The sequence below is a fragment of the Escherichia sp. UTM R2 genome, from assembly GCF_048593455.1.
GTDB classification, from domain to species: domain Bacteria; phylum Pseudomonadota; class Gammaproteobacteria; order Enterobacterales; family Enterobacteriaceae; genus Escherichia; species Escherichia coli.
Genome location: NZ_JBFWDY010000002.1, coordinates 587841 through 613015 on the forward strand (window position 1 = coordinate 587841; position 25175 = coordinate 613015).

Consider the following 25175-nt stretch of genomic DNA (forward strand, 5'->3'; position numbering starts at 1 on the left):
GTAACTCAGGATGAGAAAAGAGATGAATGAATTTCCGGTTGTTTTGGTTATTAACTGTGGTTCGTCTTCGATTAAGTTTTCCGTGCTCGATGCCAGCGACTGTGAAGTATTAATGTCAGGTATTGCCGACGGTATTAACTCGGAAAATGCATTCTTATCCGTAAATGGGGGAGAGCCAGCACCGCTGGCTCACCACAGCTACGAAGGTGCATTGAAGGCAATTGCATTTGAACTGGAAAAACGGAATTTAAATGACAGTGTGGCCTTAATTGGCCACCGCATCGCTCACGGCGGCAGTATTTTTACCGAGTCCGCCATTATTACCGATGAAGTCATTGATAATATCCGTCGCGTTTCTCCACTGGCACCCCTGCATAATTACGCCAATTTAAGTGGTATTGAATCGGCGCAGCAATTATTTCCGGGCGTAACTCAGGTGGCGGTATTTGATACCAGTTTCCACCAGACGATGGCTCCGGAAGCTTATTTATACGGCCTGCCGTGGAAATATTATGAAGAGTTAGGTGTACGCCGTTATGGTTTCCACGGCACGTCGCACCGCTATGTTTCCCAGCGCGCACATTCGCTGCTGAATCTGGCGGAAGATGACTCCGGCCTGGTTGTGGCGCATCTTGGCAATGGCGCGTCAATCTGCGCGGTTCGCAACGGTCAGAGTGTTGATACCTCAATGGGAATGACGCCGCTGGAAGGCTTGATGATGGGTACCCGCAGTGGCGATGTCGACTTTGGTGCGATGTCCTGGGTCGCCAGCCAAACCAACCAGAGCCTGGGTGACCTGGAACGCGTAGTGAATAAAGAGTCGGGATTATTAGGTATTTCCGGTCTTTCTTCGGATTTACGTGTTCTGGAAAAAGCCTGGCATGAAGGTCACGAACGCGCGCAACTGGCAATTAAAACCTTTGTTCACCGAATTGCCCGTCATATTGCCGGACACGCAGCTTCATTACGTCGCCTGGATGGAATTATATTCACCGGCGGAATAGGAGAGAATTCAAGCTTAATTCGTCGTCTGGTCATGGAACATTTGGCTGTATTAGGCTTAGAGATTGATACAGAAATGAATAATCGCTCTAACTCCTGTGGTGAGCGAATTGTTTCCAGTGAAAATGCGCGTGTCATTTGTGCCGTTATTCCGACTAACGAAGAAAAAATGATTGCTTTGGATGCCATTCATTTAGGCAAAGTTAACGCGCCCGCAGAATTTGCATAATTTAGTTGAAGTATTGTAGAGAGATTATTTTTCATGAAGGTAGATATTGATACCAGCGATAAGCTGTACGCCGACGCATGGCTTGGCTTTAAAGGTACGGACTGGAAAAACGAAATTAATGTCCGCGATTTTATTCAACATAACTATACACCGTATGAAGGCGATGAATCTTTCCTCGCCGAAGCGACGCCTGCCACCACGGAATTGTGGGAAAAAGTAATGGAAGGCATCCGTATCGAAAATGCAACCCACGCGCCGGTTGATTTCGATACCAATATTGCCACCACAATTACCGCTCATGATGCGGGATATATTAACCAGCCGCTGGAAAAAATTGTTGGCCTGCAAACGGATGCGCCGTTGAAACGTGCGCTACACCCGTTCGGTGGCATTAATATGATTAAAAGTTCATTCCACGCCTATGGCCGAGAAATGGACAGTGAATTTGAATATCTGTTTACCGATCTGCGTAAAACCCATAACCAGGGCGTATTTGATGTTTACTCACCGGATATGCTGCGCTGCCGTAAATCTGGCGTGCTGACCGGTTTACCAGATGGCTATGGCCGTGGGCGCATTATCGGTGACTATCGCCGCGTAGCGCTGTATGGCATCAGTTATCTGGTACGTGAACGCGAACTGCAATTTGCCGATCTCCAGTCTCGTCTGGAAAAAGGCGAGGATCTGGAAGCCACCATCCGTCTGCGTGAGGAGCTGGCAGAGCATCGTCATGCGCTGTTGCAGATTCAGGAAATGGCGGCGAAATATGGCTTTGATATCTCTCGCCCGGCGCAGAATGCGCAGGAAGCGGTGCAGTGGCTCTACTTCGCTTATCTGGCGGCAGTGAAATCGCAAAATGGCGGCGCGATGTCGCTGGGCCGCACGGCATCGTTCCTCGATATCTACATTGAGCGCGACTTTAAAGCTGGCGTACTCAATGAGCAGCAGGCACAGGAACTGATCGATCACTTCATCATGAAGATCCGTATGGTACGCTTCCTGCGTACACCGGAATTTGATTCGCTGTTCTCCGGCGACCCAATCTGGGCGACGGAAGTGATCGGCGGGATGGGGCTGGACGGTCGTACGCTGGTGACCAAAAACTCCTTCCGCTATTTGCACACCCTGCACACTATGGGGCCGGCACCGGAACCTAACCTGACCATTCTTTGGTCGGAAGAATTACCGATTGCCTTCAAAAAATATGCCGCGCAGGTGTCGATCGTCACCTCTTCCTTGCAGTATGAAAATGACGATCTGATGCGTACTGACTTCAACAGCGACGATTACGCGATTGCCTGCTGCGTCAGCCCAATGGTGATTGGTAAGCAAATGCAGTTCTTTGGTGCACGCGCTAACCTGGCGAAAACGCTGCTCTACGCAATTAACGGCGGGGTGGACGAGAAGCTGAAGATTCAGGTCGGGCCGAAAACAGCACCGCTGATGGACGACGTGCTGGATTACGACAAAGTGATGGACAGCCTCGATCACTTCATGGACTGGCTGGCGGTGCAGTACATCAGCGCGCTGAATATCATTCACTACATGCACGACAAGTACAGCTACGAAGCTTCGCTGATGGCGCTGCACGATCGTGATGTCTATCGCACTATGGCATGCGGCATCGCGGGCCTGTCGGTGGCGACGGACTCCCTGTCTGCCATCAAATATGCCCGCGTGAAACCAATCCGTGACGAAAACGGCCTGGCGGTGGACTTTGAAATCGACGGTGAATATCCGCAGTACGGCAACAACGACGAGCGCGTAGACAGCATTGCCTGCGACCTGGTTGAACGCTTTATGAAGAAAATTAAAGCGCTGCCAACCTATCGCAACGCCGTCCCTACCCAGTCGATTCTGACTATCACTTCTAACGTGGTGTACGGCCAGAAAACCGGTAATACGCCGGACGGTCGTCGCGCCGGAACACCGTTCGCGCCGGGCGCTAACCCGATGCATGGTCGTGACCGCAAAGGTGCCGTGGCCTCATTGACGTCGGTGGCGAAACTGCCGTTCACCTACGCCAAAGATGGGATCTCGTACACCTTCTCAATCGTTCCTGCGGCGCTGGGCAAAGAAGATCCAGTACGTAAAACCAACCTTGTCGGCCTGCTGGATGGGTATTTCCACCACGAAGCGGATGTCGAAGGCGGTCAACACCTCAACGTCAACGTAATGAATCGGGAAATGCTGCTGGATGCCATCGAGCACCCGGAAAAATATCCTAACCTGACAATCCGTGTCTCTGGCTACGCCGTGCGCTTCAACGCACTGACCCGTGAACAGCAACAGGATGTTATTTCACGTACCTTTACCCAGGCGCTCTGACGCCGGAGGATGTATGAAAAAGATTATCGAAACGCAACGTGCCCCAGGCGCAATCGGCCCTTATGTTCAGGGCGTTGATTTAGGCAGCATGGTCTTCACCTCCGGGCAAATACCGGTTTGCCCACAGACCGGTGAGATCCCGGCTGATGTGCAAGATCAGGCGCGTTTAAGCCTCGAAAACGTCAAAGCGATCGTGGTTGCTGCCGGGCTGAGCGTGGGCGATATCATCAAGATGACCGTGTTTATCACCGATCTGAATGATTTTGCCACCATCAACGAAGTCTATAAGCAGTTCTTCGATGAGCATCAGGCGACCTATCCGACCCGGAGCTGTGTGCAGGTCGCGCGTTTGCCGAAAGATGTGAAGCTGGAAATTGAAGCCATCGCAGTACGTAGTGCGTAAAGCCTCGTGAGCGGGACGGTCGTAAGGTCGTTCCGCTCCACTTCACTGAACGGCAATCCGAGGGTGTGGATATGATTAGTGCATTCGATATTTTCAAAATTGGGATTGGTCCCTCCAGTTCGCATACCGTGGGGCCAATGAATGCCGGAAAAAGTTTTATTGATCGGCTGGAAAGTAGCGGCTTATTAACCGCGACGAGCCATATTGTGGTCGATCTGTACGGGTCGTTGTCACTGACGGGCAAAGGCCATGCCACGGATGTCGCCATCATCATGGGACTGGCAGGAAACAGTCCGCAGGATGTTGTCATTGATGAGATCCCTGCATTTATAGAGTTAGTAACGCGCAGCGGGCGGCTGCCAGTGGCATCTGGTGCGCATATTGTTGATTTTCCTGTAGCAAAGAACATTATCTTCCATCCCGAAATGTTGCCTCGCCATGAGAACGGAATGCGGATCACTGCCTGGAAGGGACAGGAAGAGCTATTAAGTAAAACCTATTACTCTGTCGGCGGCGGGTTTATTGTCGAAGAAGAACACTTCGGCCTGTCGCACGATGTCGAAACGTCCGTACCTTACGATTTCCACTCAGCAGGTGAACTGCTGAAAATGTGTGATTACAACGGCCTGTCTATATCTGGTCTGATGATGCACAACGAGCTAGCGCTGCGCAGCAAAGCGGAAATTGACGCCGGTTTTGCCCGTATCTGGCAAGTGATGCATGACGGTATTGAACGTGGGATGAACACTGAAGGCGTGCTGCCTGGTCCGCTCAATGTGCCGCGCCGTGCCGTAGCGCTGCGTCGTCAGCTGGTTTCCAGCGATAACATCTCTAACGATCCGATGAATGTCATCGACTGGATCAACATGTACGCGCTGGCGGTTAGTGAAGAAAACGCAGCTGGCGGGCGCGTGGTAACGGCACCGACTAACGGTGCGTGCGGCATTATTCCGGCAGTACTGGCTTATTACGATAAGTTCCGTCGTCCGGTAAACGAGCGGTCAATTGCCCGCTATTTTCTGGCCGCGGGGGCTATTGGCGCGCTGTATAAAATGAACGCCTCCATCTCTGGCGCGGAAGTCGGCTGTCAGGGGGAGATTGGCGTGGCCTGTTCAATGGCGGCGGCAGGGTTAACTGAACTACTGGGCGGCAGTCCGGCGCAGGTATGCAATGCGGCGGAAATCGCGATGGAGCATAACCTTGGGCTGACCTGCGATCCGGTTGCCGGACAGGTACAAATCCCGTGCATTGAACGTAATGCCATTAATGCCGTGAAAGCAGTAAACGCCGCGCGGATGGCGATGCGCCGCACCTCGGCACCGCGTGTTTCACTCGATAAAGTGATCGAGACGATGTATGAAACCGGCAAAGATATGAACGATAAATACCGCGAAACATCACGCGGAGGACTGGCCATTAAAGTGGTCTGCGGCTGACATTGCTGTCAGCTTTCATCCTTGGGTGCACAAATGTGCACCTTTTTTTTTGTGATCTGCCGCAAATAGAGAATGAATATTCTCTTGCGATTAATTTAGTAGAAAATTCTTATCCATCTCCGTTATTTCAAAGTCTTGATTGTGAAGATTTTCTCTGACCTCGCGCGTATCATTTCTTTATTCTAATAACTCGCCTGCAAAACGTAGACCGCATATCGCCTTGATGCGGCTCGGAAAAAAATAATAAGCCCTACAAAATTTTGAGCGAGAAATTATGGAAATTGCATCGAATAAAGGCGTCATTGCAGACGCTTCGACCCCGGCGGGTCGTGCTGGAATGAGTGAGAGCGAGTGGCGAGAAGCGATCAAATTCGACAGTACTGACACCGGCTGGGTGATTATGAGTATCGGGATGGCGATTGGCGCGGGGATTGTTTTTCTCCCGGTGCAGGTCGGTTTGATGGGATTGTGGGTATTTTTGCTCTCATCGGTGATTGGTTACCCGGCAATGTATCTGTTTCAGCGGTTGTTTATTAATACGCTGGCAGAATCACCAGAATGTAAAGATTACCCGAGTGTCATTAGCGGTTATTTAGGTAAAAACTGGGGCATCCTGTTAGGTGCGCTCTATTTCGTAATGCTGGTGATTTGGATGTTCGTCTATTCCACCGCCATCACCAACGATAGTGCTTCCTACCTGCATACCTTCGGCGTGACGGAAGGGTTGCTGTCAGACAGTCCCTTTTATGGTCTGGTACTGATTTGCATTCTGGTGGCGATCTCCTCACGCGGCGAGAAATTGTTATTCAAAATTTCGACCGGCATGGTGCTGACCAAGCTGCTGGTGGTCGCGGCGCTGGGCGTGTCGATGGTGGGAATGTGGCATCTGTATAACGTCGGTTCGCTACCGCCGCTGGGGCTGCTGGTGAAAAACGCCATTATTACGCTGCCGTTTACCCTGACGTCGATTCTGTTTATTCAGACGTTAAGCCCGATGGTGATCTCTTATCGCTCGCGGGAAAAATCCATTGAAGTGGCGCGGCATAAAGCATTGCGGGCAATGAATATCGCGTTTGGCATTTTGTTTGTCACCGTCTTTTTCTACGCCGTGTCGTTCACGCTGGCGATGGGACATGACGAAGCGGTAAAAGCCTACGAGCAGAATATTTCCGCGCTGGCGATTGCCGCACAGTTTATTAGCGGTGACGGCGCAGCGTGGGTGAAAGTGGTCAGCGTCATTCTCAATATCTTTGCTGTCATGACTGCATTCTTTGGCGTCTATTTAGGCTTTCGCGAAGCAACGCAAGGGATCGTAATGAACATCCTGCGTCGCAAGATGCCTGCCGAGAAGATTAACGAAAATCTTGTTCAGCGCGGCATCATGATTTTCGCCATTTTGCTGGCCTGGAGCGCCATCGTACTGAACGCACCGGTGTTGAGCTTCACCTCTATCTGTAGCCCGATTTTCGGCATGGTAGGGTGCCTGATCCCGGCGTGGCTGGTTTACAAAGTACCGGCATTGCACAAATACAAAGGGATGTCTCTGTACCTGATTATCGTCACTGGTTTGTTGCTTTGTGTTTCTCCGTTCCTGGCATTTTCTTGATTTACCTGAAATTTTAAGGTTTTTAATATGTTTGATTCGACTTTAAATCCGTTATGGCAGCGTTACATCCTCGCCGTTCAGGAGGAAGTAAAACCGGCGCTGGGATGTACTGAACCGATTTCACTGGCGCTGGCGGCGGCGGTTGCTGCGGCAGAACTGGAAGGTCCGGTTGAACGTGTAGAAGCCTGGGTTTCGCCAAATCTGATGAAGAACGGTCTGGGCGTCACCGTTCCCGGCACGGGAATGGTGGGGCTGCCGATTGCGGCGGCGCTGGGGGCGTTAGGTGGAAATGCCAACGCCGGGCTGGAAGTGCTGAAAGACGCAACTGCGCAGGCAATTGCCGATGCCAAAGCACTGCTGGCGGCGGGGAAAGTCTCCGTTAAGATCCAGGAACCTTGCAATGAAATCCTCTTCTCACGCGCCAAAGTCTGGAACGGTGAGAAGTGGGCGTGTGTCACCATCGTCGGCGGGCATACCAACATTGTGCATATTGAGACGCACGATGGTGTGGTGTTTACCCAGCAGGCGTGTGTGGCAGAGGGCGAGCAAGAGTCTCCGCTGACGGTGCTTTCCAGAACGACGCTGGCTGAGATCCTGAAGTTCGTCAATGAAGTCCCGTTTGCGGCGATCCGCTTTATTCTCGATTCTGCGAAGCTAAATTGTGCGTTATCGCAGGAAGGTTTGAGCGGTAAGTGGGGGCTGCATATTGGCGCGACGCTGGAAAAACAGTGCGAGCGCGGTTTGCTGGCGAAAGATCTCTCTTCATCCATTGTGATTCGTACCAGCGCGGCATCCGATGCGCGTATGGGCGGCGCTACGCTTCCGGCTATGAGTAACTCCGGCTCGGGTAACCAGGGGATTACCGCAACAATGCCTGTGGTGGTGGTAGCAGAACACTTCGGAGCGGATGATGAACGGCTGGCGCGTGCGCTGATGCTTTCGCATTTGAGCGCAATTTACATCCATAACCAGTTACCGCGTTTGTCTGCGCTGTGTGCCGCAACGACCGCAGCAATGGGGGCCGCCGCCGGGATGGCATGGCTGGTGGATGGGCGTTATGAAACCATCTCGATGGCGATCAGCAGTATGATCGGCGATGTCAGCGGCATGATTTGCGATGGTGCGTCGAACAGCTGCGCGATGAAGGTTTCGACCAGTGCTTCGGCTGCGTGGAAAGCGGTGTTAATGGCGCTGGATGATACCGCCGTGACCGGCAATGAAGGGATTGTGGCGCATGATGTTGAGCAGTCGATTGCCAACCTGTGTGCGTTAGCAAGCCATTCGATGCAGCAAACGGATCGGCAGATTATCGAGATTATGGCGAGCAAGGCCAGATAAACGCCAGGTTTTGGGGATCGTGCCGGATGCGATGCTGGCGCATCTTGTCCGGCCTACGGGTTGTTTAATTCGTTAATGTTGTTGGATTTTGTAGGCCGGATAAGGCGTTTTCGCCGCATCCGGCAACCTGTCTTTACGCGGTAGCTTCATCCTCGGCTAAACGCGTTTCAGCATCCGCGACGATAGCTTCCAGCTCGCTCAACATCTCTTCATAGCCAAAATTTTTGGCGGTGCGAGCAGGTTCTTTCGCCACCACGGGCTTCACCGGCTGGCGCTTTTTGGCCAATTTTTTACTCATCATCATCTCCCTGTAAAAACAACTAGACAGGCAAATCTATCAGCAAAGCGCGCAGTGGGGAATCGGCAACCAGCGTAATGTTAGCCTCGTCACGAATAAACGCCCCATCACCGCAGGTCAGCGCCGCTTTCTCTTCATGATGCGTAAGCGCATGAAATTTCCCGTGAATCGATTGCAAATACGCGCGTGGCCCATGCAACTGGAAATTCGCACTTTCGCCTTTGTCGAGCACGATATGGTGCAGCCACACTTGCTGGCGTAATTGCAGGCTTCCCATCGCACCCTCTGGCGAGGCGATTAATTGCTGCTTGCCCATATTAAGCGCCAGCTTTTGAATCAGCGGATTCTCTCGCTGCGGGCAGGCGTCCAGCCAAAGCTGCATTCGCGTTAACGGTTTGTCTTTGCTGAGATTGTGTTCGCTATAGCTGACACCCGGCTGGGTAGAGAGCAGCAACGCCTCTCCGGCGCTGGCCTGAACATGATTGCCTTCGCTATCGCGATACTCTGCTTCTCCATCCAGAATCACATTTAAAATATCGACTTTGGGATAGGTTCGCGGCTGAAAGGCGGCACCTGGGGCCAGCACTTCCTGGTTAAGCACACGCAGGGAGGCATAGCCTAACAATTTCGGGTCGAAGTAGTGTCCAAAGGAAAAAGTATACCGGGCCTGCAACCATCCGTAGTCTGCTTGTCCACACTGCCTGGCAGTTCGGGTAGTAATCATAATTCTTGACCTCTCTTTACTTCCTTTTATGGTAAGGGGCTGGACGCTACATTGTTAGCCAGATATTCTGCCCGGTATGTTCAAATTTCCTGAATGAGAACGAAATGGCCAAAGAAAGGGCATTAACGCTGGAAGCACTACGGGTTATGGATGCGATCGATCGCCGGGGCAGTTTTGCGGCGGCGGCGGATGAGCTGGGACGCGTGCCTTCCGCACTTAGCTACACCATGCAAAAACTGGAAGAAGAGCTGGATGTGGTGCTGTTTGACCGCTCGGGCCATCGTACCAAATTCACCAATGTCGGGAGGATGTTGTTGGAGCGAGGGCGCGTTTTGCTGGAAGCTGCAGATAAACTGACTACTGATGCGGAAGCTCTCGCGCGCGGTTGGGAAACGCATCTCACCATTGTGACCGAAGCGCTGGTACCGACACCTGCCTTTTTCCCGTTAATCGACAAACTGGCGGCAAAAGCCAATACCCAACTGGCAATCATCACAGAAGTGCTGGCGGGGGCGTGGGAACGGCTGGAGCAGGGGCGGGCGGATATTGTTATCGCGCCGGATATGCATTTTCGTTCCTCGTCGGAGATCAACTCGCGCAAGCTCTATACGTTAATGAACGTCTACGTTGCCGCGCCTGATCACCCGATTCATCAGGAGCCGGAACCGTTATCTGAAGTGACGCGTGTGAAATATCGTGGAATTGCGGTGGCGGATACCGCTCGTGAGCGCCCGGTGTTGACCGTACAGCTGCTGGACAAACAGCCGCGCTTAACGGTGAGCACGATTGAAGATAAACGTCAGGCATTACTGGCGGGGCTTGGCGTGGCGACGATGCCGTATCCTATGGTCGAAAAAGATATTGCGGAAGGGCGGTTGCGTGTCGTCAGCCCGGAATCGACCAGCGAGATCGATATTATTATGGCCTGGCGTCGTGACAGTATGGGGGAAGCGAAATCCTGGTGTCTGCGGGAAATTCCCAAACTTTTTAACGGAAAATAATATTTATTATTGTTAATAAAAAGGGGCGAAATATCGCCCCAATTCTAAGATTAATTTGAACCAAACTTCGGATCGTTTCCGTAACGATTGCTGCCAGAAGTACCTTCTGTGCAGAAAAAAACCAGAAGCACGAGCCAGCCAATAAACGGAACAAAAAAGAGCAAGGCCCAGGCACCTGAACGGTCGGTATCGTGTAAGCGACGGATAGCAAGCGCAAGGACGGGAAGGAAGGTTGCCAGCAAATAAAGCATAGACAGATATGGAAGCTCCAGACCTAAAATCAATTGAATGACATTGATAATAGCGCCGACGATGGCGTTAATCAGAGTAAACATCCAGTACTCTTTACGACGTGCGCGACCAGAGAAACCAACATAATTTTTTAATACGGACAAATACCACTGCATAAAAACATCCCTTTAATTAAAAGTGACGAAAGTCTATTCCGGGTATTGTGTAAATGCTATTCGTATCTTTCTTTTTCGGATGTTATAAAGGTTTTGATATTTAAGATAATTACATGGTTATTTTTTATAGGTAATTTATATAACGACATTGAAATATTTTAAATAAACATTAGTAAATTATTCATTCATCAACATAATGATAAAAGCCAGATGAGTCAGACATCCGGCGAGCAGATTTGTTTTAAGGTTCCAGTTTTGGATCTGGTCCAAAGCGGTTTTCGCCTGGCGTACCCGCCTGGCAGTTAAAGACGATGATAATAAGCCAGCCGATAAACGGGATTAAGAATAGCAGTGCCCACCACGCCGAGCGGTCGGTGTCGTGCAGGCGGCGGAACTGAACCGCCCACCACGGTAAAAACACCAGAATACCGTAGATTGTCGTCAGGATGCCTTCGCCACCAGCGCGTTGCCAGCCTAACATTTTATCCAGCAGCCCCAGCACGAACGTAAAGATGATGTTGACCAGAATAAACATCCAGTACTCTTTGCGCCGCGCACGACCCCGGAAACCGACATAATTTTTTAGTACTTTCAGATACCAGTCCATTTTTGCCTCAATTTTGCTCAATCACTTGTTTTTAAAGCAGCAAATTAAGAATAGACGTGAATGAAATGGCAGTAAATATTCGTTCAAGGAATTAATAAAGTGCCGTGAAGGCGCGCTAAGACTGATGACAAGCGCAAAATCGCCAGATGCGCTACGCTTATCTGGTCTGCGCGGGTTATGCAATCTATTGAATGTACAATGTTTTGTATGTCAGATAAGGCGTTCATGCCACATCCGACATGAACAACATGCACTTAGCTAATTATCAGAGGCACCTCGTAAGGTGCCTTTTTTTAACCGAAGCGAACATCTCGTCCATGCGGTTCATCGAGATCCTGCCACGGACCAATTGAAATAATCCCCGTAGGGTTGATGGTCTTATGGCTGCGGAAGTAATGATTACGGATATGATCGAAATTGACTGTTTCGGCGATCCCCGGCATCTGGTAGATATCGCGCAGAAAACCGTACAGATTCAGGTAATCGCTGATGCGGTGCTTATCACACTTGAAGTGGGTCACATACACCGGATCAAAACGCACCAGCGTAGTCCACAGGCGAATATCGGCTTCGGTTAGCTGGTTGCCGGTCAGGTAACGATGCTGGCCTAAAATCTGCTCCAGTCGTGCCAGCGATTCAAACACTTTCGCCACCGCCTCGTCGTAAGCTTCCTGGCTGGTGGCAAAACCAGCTTTATACACGCCGTTGTTAACGGTGTCATAAATCCAGCCGTTAAGTTCGTCAATTTTCGTTTGCAGGGCTGGTGGGTAGTAATCACCCGCTTTCGCGCCCAGCGCATCAAACGCGGTATTAAACATGCGGATGATTTCTGCTGATTCGTTGCTGACGATGGTGTGGTTCTTTTTGTCCCACAGCACGGGAACAGTAACTCGTCCGCTGTAGTGGGGATCGGCGTGGAGATAAAGCTGATACAAAAATTCATGTTGATAGAGCGTGTCTCCGGTTGCTCCCGGAAAACTGTCATCAAAGGTCCAGCCGTTTTCCAGCATCAGCGGGTTCACTACGGAAACGGAAATAAACGGTTCCAGTCCTTTGAGTTTGCGCATGATCAGCGTGCGGTGCGCCCACGGGCAGGCGAGTGAAACATAGAGATGATAACGATCTTTCTCTGCGATAAAACCGCCTGTGCCAGTGGGGCCAGGAGCGCCATCGGCAGTGAGCCAGTTACGAAATGCGGAAGCTGAACGTTGAAATTTACCGCCGGTAGATTTGGTATCGTACCAGGTGTCATGCCAGACGCCGTCAATCAGTTGACCCATTTTTCTCTCCTCCAATAGCAAAAACGAGGAGCTTCCTCCTCGTTTTTTATCGTTAAGTATAGCGCGTGCTTACCACTTTTTATTCAGCAGGCGGTCGATGCTATACGCGCCCGGACCGGTAATTGCCAGCAGCAGGAATCCGCCAGAAATTGTCAGGTTTTTCATGAACATCAGCGAGTTGACGCCTTCAGCAAAGTTGCTGTGAAATAAAAATGCCGTCAGCAGCGTAAAGCCCGCAGTAAACAGGGCAGTGGTGCGAGTCAGGAAACCGAACAGGATTGCCAGACCACCACCGAACTCAAGCAGAATCACCAGCGGCAGCATAAAACCCGGGACGCCCATTGCTTCCATATATTGTTGGGTACCCGCGTAGCCAGTAATTTTTCCCCAGCCAGCGGTAATAAACAGAATCGGCATTAAAATGCGTGCTACCAGTACACCAACATCTTCTAATTTTTTCATCATACTCTCCACTGCGCCACTCAGGCTGCTGATTGTTTTTTTGTGCAAGGGCGCGGTATTAGCGTCGTTGCTGTCGATGGAGAGAATCATAAACGTGGTGAATGATGATTGTTAGCAAGGAAAACTGTCAAAAATCTTCAAAAAATTTGATGGGTAAGGCCGGAATGGCTCCGGCCAGAGGGAAGTTAACCGCGAAGCTGTTGCTGCTTGAGGGTCGTTTTAACCAGACGCCAGGCGCTCCATACGCCAAAACCGCGTCTGGCCCAGCGGACCAGCATATTAGGATGGCGAATCGTCCAGATCGCCATCACGCTACTGCCAACCAGCGCCCAGGAGCGCAGACTTAGCAGCATATTCCAGCGACGATCGTAAGCGCCTGTTGCCTCCAGCCATTCACGACGACTGGCAGAAAGATCCAGCCGTTGTTGCTGGATCTGGCTAAGCAGTTGCGCCTTACGTCGTTCACGTTCGACTTTACTGCTCACGGGACTCCTCCTCGAGCAGCTGCCGATCGTTTGCCAGCTCATGGCGTGTATGGCGCAGCAAGGTGGATTTACGCGATTTACGTAACGTCCAGATACCGCCAATCAGTGCCAGTAGCAGCAACACCACGGTGGTGGCAATCATCGCATTCAGGCGATATTGCGGATCAACCGCCCAAATAATTAGCACCATCAGGCTCATAAGACCAAATGCAGCGAAAAGCATCGTCAGGCCCAGCATCAGTAAAAGTTGAAAGAGATTAGCTTTTTCCTCTTCCAGCTCAACCACCGCCAGCCGCAGACGTGTTTCCACCATTTCAACCATGATGGAAACAATTCGCTGCCCGATGCCCAGAACGCTTTTACCGGGCCCTTGCGCGTGATGAGTGTCCGCCATAATTAACGACGCGACAGCAGAACGCCGAGCACTACACCGATTGCAGCGCCAATGCCCACGCCCGTCCATGGATTTTCACGCACATACTCATCGGCACGCGCCGCCGCGACACGGGTTTGTTTGGCGATGGCATCACCGGTTTCAACCAGGCGATAACGGCTCTGTTTCAGTGCCTGCTCCGCTTTGCTACGAATCTTACTCAACTCTTCTTTCGACTTCTCGCCAGATGAGCTAAGCACCTCTTCCAGCGTATCGGAAAGGGATTTCAACTCAGCACGCAGATGTTCCGTAGTGTGTTCTTTCGACATAGTTTTCTCCAGGTGAGTAAGTAGTGACTATTGTGAGTTAGTAGTCGCGCGCTTCCAGCTTTTTCAGCTCTTCCTGCGCTTCTGCCAGTTTCCGTTCGCGTTTGGCAATCTTATCGGCATCGCCTTTTTGCTTCGCCTCGGCTAAATCTTGCTGGCGTTCCGCCACCTCATCTTTCTGCTTTGCGATTTTCTTCTGATGATCGGCACGCAGCTGGCTATCTGAACAGTTGGCCCGGACTTCACTCAGGGCTTTATTCAGACCGTCAATACGATTCTGGTTTTGGTGTTTTTCGGCATAGCTGATCTCCTTAAGGATATTTTGCTCCTTTTCCTGACACAGGGTAGTGGCATAACTACCAGCACTAAGAGCAAAAAGAGAAACAGCTAAAGCGATGCGGTATTTCATTCTTGAACCTTCCATTGTGATTCGGACCTATTACAAAGGAACGATTGTCCAGACAACGAAGCGGTAGTGTTAACCACCGCCTCATTAATCATAGACAGTTACGGTGAAATCACCAAAGTGAGTGATATGTTTCGGATAACAGGAAGTTATCCGAAGCGATGAGAGTTATCCCGTAACCGGGTCAGCCACTGCATAGCCTGACTGTTATTGTCCTGCTGCGCAATGATGTAGCCATGGGGCAATGTTCTGTCGAGGACCGCTTTTGCGGCGGCGCTCTGGTCGCTGGAGTCAAATGTAATTAACAGAGTGTCGTTTTTGGGGGTGATACTTTTGAAAGGAATGCCATGAGCGTCAAGGTGATGCCAGATTGAAAAACCGTCTGGCATCGTTGTGCCTTGATGAACGGCACGAATCGCCAGCGTAGACTCTTGCTGGCGAACCGCGGACCAGGCCAGCAACAGCGTGCCGACCAGAAGTAAAACAGCGCCGGACCAGGCTAGCTGGCGAAGCGACATGCGAGGTATTTGCATCCCTTACCCCCGATTTCCATATTTCTTTTTCCATAACACGACCAGAGAACCTGCCAGGCCAAACACCAGCAGCACCACCGGGAGCAGCATCAGGCATGACATCAGCTGGTCCTCGTACTTTAAAAATACCGGCGTTTTGCCGAGCATGTAACCCAGAGTTGTCAGGATCAATACCCACAGCAGACCGCTCATCCAGTTGAAAAACTGAAAGCGCGCGTTATTCAGCCCTGATAACCCGGCAATCGTCGGCAGCAGTGTTCTGACAAACGCAATAAAGCGACCAATTAACAGCGCCGATAAACCGTGTTTATGAAAAAGATGGTGTGCGCGTTGATGATAATGCGCGGGTAAATGAGATAGCCAGTTTTGTACGGTGCGGGTATTGCCCAGCCATCGCCCCTGAATATAGCTGACCCAGCAGCCGAGGCTGGCGGCAACGGTCAGCAGCAGAATCGTTTGCGGGTAACCCATCGCGCCTTTCGCAATCAACACGCCGACCAATACCAGTAAACTGTCGCCCGGTAAAAAGGCCGCCGGAAGCAAGCCGTTTTCAAGGAACAAAATTACAAACAAGACAAAATACAACATGCCAATCATCGATGGATTGGCCAGGGTTTCAAAATCCTGCGCCCACAGGGCTTGCAGCAATTGGGTCAAAAGTTCCATTCATTATTCCTGGTGAATCGGTTAACGCCACGCTGGTTTTAAAAGATGCACTACCGCAATGTTATTGCTGTTTTGGTATGTTCTGCGGGTTTGATACATCAACACAGCCTGAACTATTCCCTGTTAAATCGTTAGATAAGAAGCATTCAAAAGCATAAATTCAAATTGAATCTAATTGTAACAAAGGTCAACGTTGTTCGTTATCAAAATTACATGTCCGTGGAGTCTGATTTTGCTGAATGCAGGGGAGGGTGGCGAGAGGATTTACACAGGCTGACACTTTATACTTTTTGCTTACCGACGAGACAAACAGGCGCGTCGCAGCGCCTGTCGGACAGGAGTTTCATTTACTGCCACTGGTGGCCGTATCGAGATGCACTACCGGGTTTTCGGCGAATAGATAGCGGTCGGCATTGAACTCGAAGTCGTCGCTGGTTTCGTTAAATAACATGATCTTGGTGTTTTCCAGATGCTGCCACATTGCCAGCTTAGCAGCATGAGGATCTTTGCGAATCAGCGCCTTGAGGATTTGATCGTGGTCATCACACCAGTTATCGACGGTACGGGAATCAATGTGTTCGTGCAGTTTTTTCCAGTACGGGTTATGACTACGCTGGGTCCACATTTTTTCCACGATAGCCGCCAGGGCGGAGTTCTGCGTCGCCAGAGCGACCTGAATGTGGAACTGCAAATCCCACTCGGAATCACGGAAGCATTGTTCGCCGCGCGCCTGTTCCTGAATGGCCATCAGTTTCATGATGTCCTGTTTCGTTACCTGAGTTGCCGCGAATTCGGCAATATTACTTTCGATGAGCTGGCGAGCCTGAAGCAACTCAAACGGACCGTAATTGGCGAATTCCATATTATTGTCAGCCGCCTGCTGATGGCGCGGCTGGTTGGAAACCACATGAATACCTGAACCTTTACGCACTTCGACATAGCCTTCAACTTCCAGCATGATGATGGCTTCACGAACTACCGTACGGCTGACGTTCTTTTCATCGGCAATAAAGCGTTCTGCAGGCAGTTTATCACCCACCAGATAGACGCCCTGTTCGATGCGCTCTTTCAGGTCAGCGGCAAGTTGTTGATACAAACGGCGTGGTTCAGTGATTTCCATATGCGCTCCAGGCATGATACGGCAGACTATATTTGTTATACCACTTTTGCGAGTTTAGCTCTACTCGCAGTGATGAAAAAGCCGCCTGAGAAGGCGGCTTTGAAGGGAAACTAAAACTTACACGAAACGTTAATGTTGCGGTGCGGGATCGTTATGTGTTTCCTGCGCCACCTCAATCGCCGGTTTGTTCTGCAACACGGTCCAGATAACCAGCGCACCTAACAGGTCGAACACTGCCAGAACTGCGAACAGCGGGCTGAAGCCGATGGTGTCAGCCAGTGCACCGACAACCAGCGCAAACAGCGTACTTGCCAGCCATGCGGACATCCCGGTTAAACCGTTTGCCGTTGCCACTTCGTTACGACCAAACACGTCAGAAGAGAGCGTAATCAGCGCGCCAGACAGTGCCTGGTGGGCAAAACCACCGATACACAGCAGCATAATTGCGACATACGGGTTGGTGAACAGACCGATCATACCCGGGCCAATCATCAGCACAGCACCCAGCGTTACGACCATCTTACGGGAAACGATCAGGTTCACACCAAACCAACGCTGGAACAGCGGCGGCAGGTAACCACCGAGGATACAACCGAGGTCAGCAAACAGCATCGGCATCCAGGCGAACATCGCGATCTCTTTCAGGTTAAAGCCGTAAACTTTAAACATGAACAGCGGGATCCACGCGTTAAAAGTACCCCAGGCCGGTTCTGCCAGGAAACGCGGCAGCGCGATACCCCAGAACTGACGGTTACGCAGGATCTGACCAACGGACATTTTCTTCGCCGTGCTCACCTGGTGCTGGGCTTCCTGACCATTAATAATATAGTCGCGTTCTTCATCGGTCAGATGCTTCTGGTCGCGCGGATGTTTATAGAAAATCAGCCATGCCATCGCCCAGATAAAGCTCAATGCACCGGAGATGATAAATGCCATCTGCCAGCTGTGCATTACGATTGCCCATACCACCAGCGGCGGCGCAATCATCGCACCAATAGAAGAACCTACGTTAAAGTAACCTACTGCGATGGAACGCTCTTTCGCCGGGAACCATTCGGAGCTGGCTTTCAGACCCGCCGGGATCATCGCTGCTTCCGCGGCACCGACTGCACCACGAGCAATCGCCAGGCCACCCCAACTACCGGCCAGCGCGGTTGCACCACAGAACACGGCCCACAGTACAGCAAACATTGCATAACCGATTTTCGTACCCAGCACATCCAGTACATAGCCCGCTACCGGTTGCATGACCGTATAAGCAGCAGAATAGGCTGCGATGATATAGGAATACTGTTGGGTGGAGATGTTTAACTCTTCCATCAGAGTTGGCGCAGCTGCCGCCACAGTGTTACGCGTCAGGTAACCAAGCACGGTGCCAAGCGTCACCAGTGCGATCATATACCAACGTAACCCTTTAATTTTACGCATGTAAAACCTCATCGTTTTGTTATATCCGCAGGAAGCGCGGCCATCATCCCGCCAGAGGCTGAAGATGTTAGTTACGACCGGGTAACCGAAAAAAAACCGGCACGCCCCGAACGTTGCCATGAAAGTTTCGTGCTAATTCGGCTTCCGTACCGGTTAACCCGATTCATCTAACAAATGAATGAATCGGCAATTTGCATTCCGTCGACTTATGATTTGCGACGGCAGAAAGATAACTTGTCATACAACTTTAAAAGGTGAGAGCCATCACAAATGTGGGAATATTTGTAGGGACATTACCTGACGACAGCGAGGCCAGTACTGGCGCGGCCTGCAGCGAGATTTACCACTTTGAGAGTAATTTTTTTAACTACGTTTATTGATCTAACTCACGAAAATATCTTCGGACTCTGGAAATTGGTGTGATAACTTTGTCAGCATCGCACCATAAGCAAGCTAGCTCACTCGTTGAGAGGAAGACGAAAATGACTCCGTTTATGACTGAAGATTTCCTGTTAGATACCGAATTTGCCCGCCGTCTGTATCACGACTACGCAAAAGACCAGCCGATTTTCGATTACCATTGCCATTTGCCGCCGCAGCAGATTGCGGAAGACTATCGTTTTAAAAACCTGTATGACATCTGGCTGAAAGGCGATCACTACAAATGGCGCGCTATGCGTACCAACGGTGTGGCCGAGCGTCTGTGTACCGGTGATGCGTCTGACCGTGAAAAATTTGACGCCTGGGCGGCGACTGTTCCGCACACTATCGGCAACCCGTTATACCACTGGACGCACCTCGAACTGCGCCGTCCGTTTGGTATCACTGGCAAATTGCTTTCTCCGTCAACTGCCGATGAAATCTGGAACGAATGTAACGAACTGCTGGCGCAGGATAACTTCTCCGCGCGCGGCATCATGCAGCAGATGAACGTGAAAATGGTCGGCACCACCGATGACCCGATCGATTCTCTGGAGCATCACGCAGAGATCGCCAAAGACGGCTCTTTCACCATCAAAGTGCTGCCGAGCTGGCGTCCGGACAAAGCCTTCAACATCGAACAGGCGACCTTTAACGACTACATGGCGAAGCTGGGCGAAGTTTCCGATACCGACATTCGCCGCTTTGCTGACCTGCAAACTGCCCTGACCAAACGTCTGGATCACTTCGCCGCTCACGGCTGTAAAGTGTCTGACCACGCGCTGGATGTGGTGATGTTTGCTGAAGCGAACGAAGCGGAACTGGACAGCATTCTGGCGCGCCGTCTGGCTGGCGAAACCCTGAGCGAGCACGAAGTGGCGCAGTTCAAAACTGCGGTACTGGTGTTCCTTGGTGCCGAATATGCACGTCGCGGCTGGGTACAGCAGTACCACATTGGCGCGCTGCGTAATAACAACCTGCGTCAGTTCAAACTGCTGGGGCCGGATGTAGGCTTTGACTCCATCAACGACCGTCCGATGGCGGAAGAGCTGTCTAAGTTGCTGAGCAAGCAGAATGAAGAAAACCTGCTGCCGAAAACCATTCTCTACTGCCTGAACCCGCGCGATAACGAAGTGCTGGGCACCATGATCGGTAACTTCCAGGGCGAAGGTATGCCGGGCAAAATGCAGTTCGGTTCCGGCTGGTGGTTTAACGATCAGAAAGACGGTATGGAACGTCAGATGACCCAACTGGCGCAGCTCGGTTTGCTGAGCCGCTTTGTCGGTATGCTAACTGACAGCCGTAGCTTCCTGTCATACACCCGTCACGAATACTTCCGCCGCATTCTGTGCCAGATGATCGGTCGCTGGGTGGAAGCGGGCGAAGCACCGGCGGACATCAACCTGCTGGGCGAGATGGTGAAAAATATTTGCTTTAACAATGCGCGTGACTACTTCGCCATTGAACTGAACTAAGGTCTGGGGTTGATATGCAATACATCAAGATCCATGCGCTGGATAACGTCGCGGTCGCTTTAGCGGATTTGGCTGAAGGCACAGAAGTCAGTGTCGATAACCAAACTGTTAGGCTGCGCCAGGATGTTGCTCGTGGACATAAATTTGCGTTAACGAATATCGCAAAAGGGGCCAACGTCATCAAATATGGCCTGCCGATTGGTTATGCATTGGCGGATATTGCGGCGGGGGAACACGTTCACGCCCACAATACGCGCACGAATCTGAGCGATCTGGATCAGTATCGCTATCAACCTGATTTTCAGGATCTGCCTGCGCAAGCAGCAGATCGTGAAGTGCAGATCTATCGTCGCGCTAACGGCGATGTCGGGGTGCGTAACGAGCTGTGGATCCTGCCAACCGTGGGCTGTGTCAACGGCATCGCGCGGCAGATCCAGAACCGTTTTCTGAAAGAGACCAACAACGCTGAAGGTACCGACGGCGTGTTCCTCTTCAGCCACACCTACGGCTGCTCACAGCTGGGCGACGATCACATTAATACCCGCACCATGCTGCAAAACATGGTGCGCCACCCGAACGCAGGCGCAGTGCTGGTGATTGGTCTGGGCTGTGAAAACAACCAGGTTGCCGCATTCCGTGAAACGCTGGGCGATATCGATCCTGAACGCGTTCATTTCATGATCTGCCAACAGCAGGATGATGAGATCGAAGCCGGGATCGAGCATTTGCATCAGCTGTATAACGTGATGCGCAACGATAAACGCGAGCCAGGCAAACTCAGCGAACTGAAGTTTGGTCTGGAGTGCGGTGGTTCTGACGGTCTTTCTGGTATTACTGCTAACCCGATGCTGGGGCGTTTCTCTGACTACGTGATTGCTAACGGCGGTACTACCGTACTGACCGAAGTGCCGGAGATGTTTGGCGCAGAGCAGTTGCTGATGGACCATTGCCGCGACGAAGCAACGTTTGAAAAACTGGTCACTATGGTCAACGACTTCAAACAGTACTTTATTGCCCATGACCAGCCGATCTATGAAAACCCATCGCCGGGGAACAAAGCGGGCGGTATCACCACGCTGGAAGACAAATCACTTGGCTGTACCCAGAAAGCGGGTTCCAGCGTCGTGGTTGACGTGCTGCGTTACGGCGAGCGTCTGAAAACGCCGGGGCTGAACTTGTTAAGTGCGCCGGGTAACGATGCCGTAGCGACCAGCGCCCTGGCGGGTGCGGGCTGCCATATGGTGCTGTTCAGTACTGGTCGTGGCACGCCGTATGGTGGATTTGTGCCGACGGTGAAAATCGCCACCAACAGTGAACTGGCGGCGAAGAAAAAACACTGGATCGACTTTGACGCGGGTCAGCTGATCCACGGTAAAGCGATGCCGCAGTTGCTGGAAGAATTTATCGACACCATCGTTGAGTTTGCCAACGGTAAGCAAACCTGTAACGAGCGTAACGACTTCCGCGAACTGGCGATCTTCAAAAGCGGCGTAACGCTATAAAGTCGAAATGAGTTGTTAATAAAAAACGGCGTTTCATAATGTGAAGCGCCGTTTGCTTTTCCATACCTGCTAAGGATTTATCATGACCGCGTATTGGCTGGCCCAGGGCGTGGGTGTCATCGCCTTTCTGATTGGTATCACAACATTTTTCAATCGTGACGAACGTCGCTTCAAAAAGCAGCTTTCGGTCTATAGCGCCGTTATTGGCGTACATTTTTTTCTTCTGGGTACCTATCCCGCCGGTGCCAGTGCCATCCTTAATGCCATTCGTACATTGATTACCTTACGCACGCGCAGCTTATGGGTAATGGCGATTTTTATTGTGCTGACTGGCGGAATTGGCCTCGCGAAGTTCCATCATCCTGTCGAACTATTGCCGGTTATCGGTACGATTGTCAGTACCTGGGCGCTGTTCCGCTGTAAAGGGCTCACCATGCGCTGCGTGATGTGGTTTTCAACGTGTTGCTGGGTGATTCACAACTTCTGGGCGGGGTCGATAGGCGGCACGATGATTGAGGGTAGTTTTCTGCTTATGAATGGCCTGAATATCATTCGTTTCTGGCGGATGCAGAAAAGGGGAATTGATCCGTTTAAAGTAGAGAAAACCCCTCCCGCCATAGACGAAAGGGGTTAAACAATTAATTACGCAGGGCGCTATTTGCCAGACGATCGTCTTCCGCCTGGCAAGCTGCCGCAGTGAACAGCACGTCAGTTGAAGAGTTCAGCGCGGTTTCGCAAGAGTCCTGCAATACGCCGATGATAAAGCCGACGGCAACCACCTGCATGGCGATATCGTTCGAAATACCGAACATATTACAGGCCAGCGGGATCAGCAGCAGAGACCCCCCCGCCACGCCGGATGCGCCACAGGCACACAGAGAAGCCACCACGCTCAACAGCAGCGCCGTGGGCAGATCGACCGGGATACCCAGCGTATTAACCGCAGCCAGCGTCAACACGGTAATGGTGATTGCTGCGCCCGCCATATTGATGGTGGCACCCAGCGGAATAGAAACGGAATAGGTATCGCGATCCAGATTCAGCTTTTCACACAGTGCCATATTCACCGGAATGTTCGCTGCAGAGCTGCGGGTGAAGAAGGCATACACACCGCTTTCGCGCAGGCACAGCAGCACCAGCGGGAACGGGTTACGACGAATTTTCCACCACACCAGCAATGGGTTAACCACCAGCGCCACCAGTAACATACAGCCAACCAGCACGACCAGCAGTTGCGCGTAGCCCCACAGTGTGGAGAAACCGGTGGTTGCCAGGGTAGAAGAAACCAGCCCAAAAATACCAATCGGTGCGAAGCGAATGACCAGTTTCACCATAAAGGTAACGGCATTCGACATATCGTTAACCAGGTTTTTGGTGGTCTCGTTACCGTGACGCAGTGCGAAGCCGAGGCCGATCGCCCACACCAGAATCCCGATGTAGTTACCTTTCAGCAGCGCGTCGATGGGGTTGGAAACCATGCTCATTACCAGCCCGCGCATCACTTCGACAATGCCTGACGGCGGCGAAATATCACCCGCGCTACTGGATAAATGCAGGGTAGAAGGGAAGGCAAAGCTGAAGACTACTGCGGCCAGAGCAGCAGAGAAGGTGCCCAGTAGATAGAGGAACAAAATAGGGCGGATATTGGTTTTCTGCCCGTGCTGGTGGTTAGCAATAGATGCCATCACCAGCATCAACACCAGGATGGGGGCAACGGCTTTCAGTGCGCCGACGAACAAAGTACCTAACAGACCAACAGCTTCCGCCGCGGGTTTTGAGATCCATGCCAGAAAAATCCCCAGAACAAGGCCGACCAGGATTTGTTTTACCAGGCTGCCATGAGCCAGACGCCGGAATAGCCCCGGTGAACGTTGCGTAGTCATTTTTCGATCCTTTCATTGTGTTGTCGCACATCCCTGGTGCGTTCTGTCGACGCATCTTTCAGGATGTAACAAAGTGTTTGCAAGGTCGAGTATAAGGAAAGTTACAGCTTCGGGAAGCGAAAAATGCTGGATTTTAAAGAGAGGTCATATTTTGAAACTTAATGGTTACATTTATTTGACATAAAAATAAAGCCAACGTGCGGCTTCCAGACTGATGACAACATCAAAAAAGGACTCGGTCAGTCCCCTCGCCCCGTTTGGGGAGAGGGTTAGGGTGAGGGGAACAGGCCAGCATCGGTGCGAAAAATTACCCTCACCCCGACCCTCTCCCTGGAAGGGAGAGGGAGAAAACGGTGCTCATGTTAATGACAGGGTACACGGCTTAGGCAGATTAAAAATTATCCACCCCGCTGCTTATCATGCCGATAATTCACCCAGGCGTTGATAATAAACGTCATCACCAGAATGCCAAACACCACGCCCAGCGAGACGGCGATTGGAATATGGTAGAAGTCGACAATCAGCATCTTGATACCGATAAACACCAGGATCACCGCCAGGCCATATTTGAGCATCGAGAAACGCTCTGCTACGCCCGCCAGCAGGAAATACATCGCACGCAGGCCGAGGATCGCAAACAGGTTTGAGGTCAGCACAATGAACGGGTCAGTGGTCACGGCGAAGATAGCCGGAATGCTATCCACGGCAAAAATCACGTCGCTCAATTCCACCAGAATCAGTACCAGCATCAGCGGTGTGGCGTACAGCAATCCATTCTTACGCACAAAGAAATGCTCGTTGTCGATGGTGTCGGTCATGCGCAAATGACCGCGTAGCCAGCGCACCAGCGGCTTGTCGCCAATGCCTGATTCATCTTCATGGGCGAGCGCCATCTTCACGCCGGTAAACAGCAGGAAGGCACCGAAGATATACAGGATCCAGTCGAACTGCGAAATCAGCCAGCTGCCTGTGAAGATCATGATGGTACGCAGAACAATCGCCCCGAGCACGCCATACACCAGCACGCGACGTTGTAATGCCGCCGGAACGGAGAAATAGCTGAACAACATCAGCCAGACAAAGACGTTATCGACCGCCAGCGATTTCTCAATCAGATAACCCGTGAGAAAGGCCAGTGCCTGTGGATCGGCAACGGCGCGACCTTCGGTTTGCACCAGATACCACCAGAAAGCGGCGTTAAACAGTAACGACAGCGTCACCCAGACCAGCGACCAGGCCGCAGCCTGTTTCATGGTCATGGCATGTGCCCCACGACGCCCCTGCAACAACAGGTCGATAGCCAGCATAATGGCGACAACCACAGCGAATCCGCCCCATAGCAACGGCGTGCCGACAGTATTCATAGAAGTTCCTTACACATAAAAAAAACGGCCAACGTCGGAAGACGTCAGCCGCTGCTTTTTATGCATAGACCTC

Annotated in this window: 27 protein-coding genes; 10 read left to right on the forward strand and 17 right to left on the reverse strand. The window is 51.5% G+C overall.

Translation table 11 applies throughout. The annotated features are described in order from the left end of the window. Positions 1-22: 22 nt before the first annotated feature. The 6 genes from tdcD to cyuA all read left to right on the forward strand — a co-directional run bounded on the left by tdcD (position 23) and on the right by cyuA (position 8342). Entirely contained in the window at positions 23-1231 is a 1209-nt protein-coding gene (tdcD, locus tag AB4H76_RS03680; protein ID WP_001295545.1) for a propionate kinase, read from the forward strand. Between the two features lie 33 nt (positions 1232-1264). Continuing rightward, positions 1265-3559, forward strand: coding sequence for a 2-ketobutyrate formate-lyase/pyruvate formate-lyase (tdcE, locus tag AB4H76_RS03685; protein ID WP_000861734.1), 2295 nt, complete (start codon positions 1265-1267; stop codon positions 3557-3559). Between the two features lie 13 nt (positions 3560-3572). After that, positions 3573-3962 (forward strand): enamine/imine deaminase, encoded by a 390-nt coding sequence (locus AB4H76_RS03690; RefSeq protein WP_000719990.1) that lies wholly within the window; start codon positions 3573-3575, stop codon positions 3960-3962. Positions 3963-4033: 71 nt separating this feature from the next. Further along, positions 4034-5398: an L-serine ammonia-lyase gene (gene tdcG, locus AB4H76_RS03695; protein WP_000622126.1), complete on the forward strand. Its 1365-nt coding sequence runs from the start codon at positions 4034-4036 to the stop codon at positions 5396-5398. 274 nt (positions 5399-5672) lie between these two features. After that, positions 5673-7004 carry an amino acid permease gene (locus AB4H76_RS03700; RefSeq protein ID WP_000401598.1) on the forward strand — a complete coding sequence of 444 codons (1332 nt, stop codon included), beginning with the start codon at positions 5673-5675 and terminating at the stop codon, positions 7002-7004. A 27-nt stretch (positions 7005-7031) separates the two neighbouring features. Next, positions 7032-8342: a cysteine desulfidase gene (cyuA, locus tag AB4H76_RS03705; RefSeq protein ID WP_000460515.1), complete on the forward strand. Its 1311-nt coding sequence runs from the start codon at positions 7032-7034 to the stop codon at positions 8340-8342. A 133-nt stretch (positions 8343-8475) separates the two neighbouring features. On the opposite strand, the gene yhaL is transcribed toward cyuA, so the two are convergent. After that, positions 8476-8640: a protein YhaL gene (gene yhaL, locus AB4H76_RS03710; protein WP_001345966.1), complete on the reverse strand. Its 165-nt coding sequence runs from the start codon at positions 8638-8640 to the stop codon at positions 8476-8478. A gap of 22 nt (positions 8641-8662) precedes the next feature. After that, positions 8663-9364 (reverse strand): pirin family protein, encoded by a 702-nt coding sequence (locus AB4H76_RS03715; protein ID WP_000633576.1) that lies wholly within the window; start codon positions 9362-9364, stop codon positions 8663-8665. 104 nt (positions 9365-9468) lie between these two features. Here AB4H76_RS03715 and yhaJ point away from each other — a divergent pair, with 104 nt between their 5' ends. Next, the gene (gene yhaJ / locus AB4H76_RS03720) at positions 9469-10365 is read left to right on the forward strand and encodes a DNA-binding transcriptional regulator YhaJ (RefSeq protein WP_001041009.1); all 897 of its coding nucleotides are present in this window, start codon (positions 9469-9471) and stop codon (positions 10363-10365) included. A gap of 50 nt (positions 10366-10415) precedes the next feature. On the opposite strand, the gene AB4H76_RS03725 is transcribed toward yhaJ, so the two are convergent. The 13 genes from AB4H76_RS03725 to exuT form a co-directional block, all read right to left on the reverse strand. Beyond that, positions 10416-10772, reverse strand: a complete 357-nt coding sequence (locus AB4H76_RS03725; RefSeq protein ID WP_001198807.1) for a DUF805 domain-containing protein — start codon at positions 10770-10772, stop codon at positions 10416-10418. A 241-nt stretch (positions 10773-11013) separates the two neighbouring features. Beyond that, positions 11014-11379, reverse strand: coding sequence for a DUF805 domain-containing protein (locus AB4H76_RS03730; protein WP_000384145.1), 366 nt, complete (start codon positions 11377-11379; stop codon positions 11014-11016). Positions 11380-11672: 293 nt separating this feature from the next. Then, on the reverse strand, positions 11673-12659 hold the full coding sequence (gene yqjG, locus AB4H76_RS03735) for a glutathionyl-hydroquinone reductase YqjG (RefSeq protein WP_000531197.1): 987 nt from the start codon (positions 12657-12659) through the stop codon (positions 11673-11675). Between the two features lie 69 nt (positions 12660-12728). Next, a complete protein-coding gene (locus AB4H76_RS03740; RefSeq protein WP_000732240.1) occupies positions 12729-13121 on the reverse strand; it encodes a DoxX family protein in 393 nt (130 codons plus the stop codon). A 185-nt stretch (positions 13122-13306) separates the two neighbouring features. Beyond that, positions 13307-13606: a YqjK-like family protein gene (locus AB4H76_RS03745; RefSeq protein ID WP_000096086.1), complete on the reverse strand. Its 300-nt coding sequence runs from the start codon at positions 13604-13606 to the stop codon at positions 13307-13309. After that, positions 13596-14000, reverse strand: coding sequence for a phage holin family protein (locus AB4H76_RS03750; RefSeq protein WP_000785722.1), 405 nt, complete (start codon positions 13998-14000; stop codon positions 13596-13598). The genes AB4H76_RS03745 and AB4H76_RS03750 overlap by 11 nt, the downstream gene beginning before the upstream one ends. A gap of 2 nt (positions 14001-14002) precedes the next feature. After that, complete coding sequence (locus tag AB4H76_RS03755) at positions 14003-14308, reverse strand: DUF883 family protein (RefSeq protein ID WP_077491770.1); 306 nt, start codon at positions 14306-14308, stop codon at positions 14003-14005. 37 nt (positions 14309-14345) lie between these two features. Next, positions 14346-14714 (reverse strand): DUF1090 family protein YqjC, encoded by a 369-nt coding sequence (gene yqjC / locus AB4H76_RS03760; protein WP_001295543.1) that lies wholly within the window; start codon positions 14712-14714, stop codon positions 14346-14348. A 146-nt stretch (positions 14715-14860) separates the two neighbouring features. Then, the gene (mzrA, locus tag AB4H76_RS03765; RefSeq protein WP_001166760.1) at positions 14861-15244 is read right to left on the reverse strand and encodes an EnvZ/OmpR regulon moderator MzrA; all 384 of its coding nucleotides are present in this window, start codon (positions 15242-15244) and stop codon (positions 14861-14863) included. 3 nt (positions 15245-15247) lie between these two features. Beyond that, positions 15248-15910, reverse strand: coding sequence for a DedA family general envelope maintenance protein YqjA (gene yqjA, locus AB4H76_RS03770; RefSeq protein WP_000422149.1), 663 nt, complete (start codon positions 15908-15910; stop codon positions 15248-15250). Positions 15911-15931: 21 nt separating this feature from the next. Next, positions 15932-16015, reverse strand: coding sequence for a protein YqiM (gene yqiM / locus AB4H76_RS03775; RefSeq protein ID WP_211180508.1), 84 nt, complete (start codon positions 16013-16015; stop codon positions 15932-15934). Between the two features lie 238 nt (positions 16016-16253). Next, positions 16254-17030, reverse strand: coding sequence for a transcriptional regulator ExuR (exuR, locus tag AB4H76_RS03780; RefSeq protein ID WP_000406488.1), 777 nt, complete (start codon positions 17028-17030; stop codon positions 16254-16256). Between the two features lie 129 nt (positions 17031-17159). Beyond that, positions 17160-18458, reverse strand: coding sequence for a hexuronate transporter ExuT (gene exuT, locus AB4H76_RS03785; protein WP_001226463.1), 1299 nt, complete (start codon positions 18456-18458; stop codon positions 17160-17162). 482 nt (positions 18459-18940) lie between these two features. On the opposite strand from exuT, the gene uxaC reads away from it, so the two are divergent. From uxaC to AB4H76_RS03800, 3 genes are all read left to right on the forward strand, one after another. Then, positions 18941-20353 carry a glucuronate isomerase gene (gene uxaC, locus AB4H76_RS03790; RefSeq protein ID WP_000187442.1) on the forward strand — a complete coding sequence of 471 codons (1413 nt, stop codon included), beginning with the start codon at positions 18941-18943 and terminating at the stop codon, positions 20351-20353. Positions 20354-20367: 14 nt separating this feature from the next. Then, positions 20368-21855: an altronate dehydratase gene (gene uxaA, locus AB4H76_RS03795; RefSeq protein WP_001199352.1), complete on the forward strand. Its 1488-nt coding sequence runs from the start codon at positions 20368-20370 to the stop codon at positions 21853-21855. A gap of 82 nt (positions 21856-21937) precedes the next feature. Further along, on the forward strand, positions 21938-22489 hold the full coding sequence (locus tag AB4H76_RS03800) for a YgjV family protein (protein ID WP_000128136.1): 552 nt from the start codon (positions 21938-21940) through the stop codon (positions 22487-22489). Positions 22490-22493: 4 nt separating this feature from the next. Here the strand turns inward: AB4H76_RS03800 and sstT are convergent, their stop codons facing one another. Together sstT and alx are read right to left on the reverse strand one after the other, a co-directional pair. Then, positions 22494-23738, reverse strand: a complete 1245-nt coding sequence (gene sstT / locus AB4H76_RS03805) for a serine/threonine transporter SstT (RefSeq protein ID WP_077491837.1) — start codon at positions 23736-23738, stop codon at positions 22494-22496. 398 nt (positions 23739-24136) lie between these two features. After that, complete coding sequence (gene alx / locus AB4H76_RS03810; protein WP_001098806.1) at positions 24137-25102, reverse strand: TerC family membrane protein Alx; 966 nt, start codon at positions 25100-25102, stop codon at positions 24137-24139. Positions 25103-25175 lie beyond the last annotated feature (73 nt).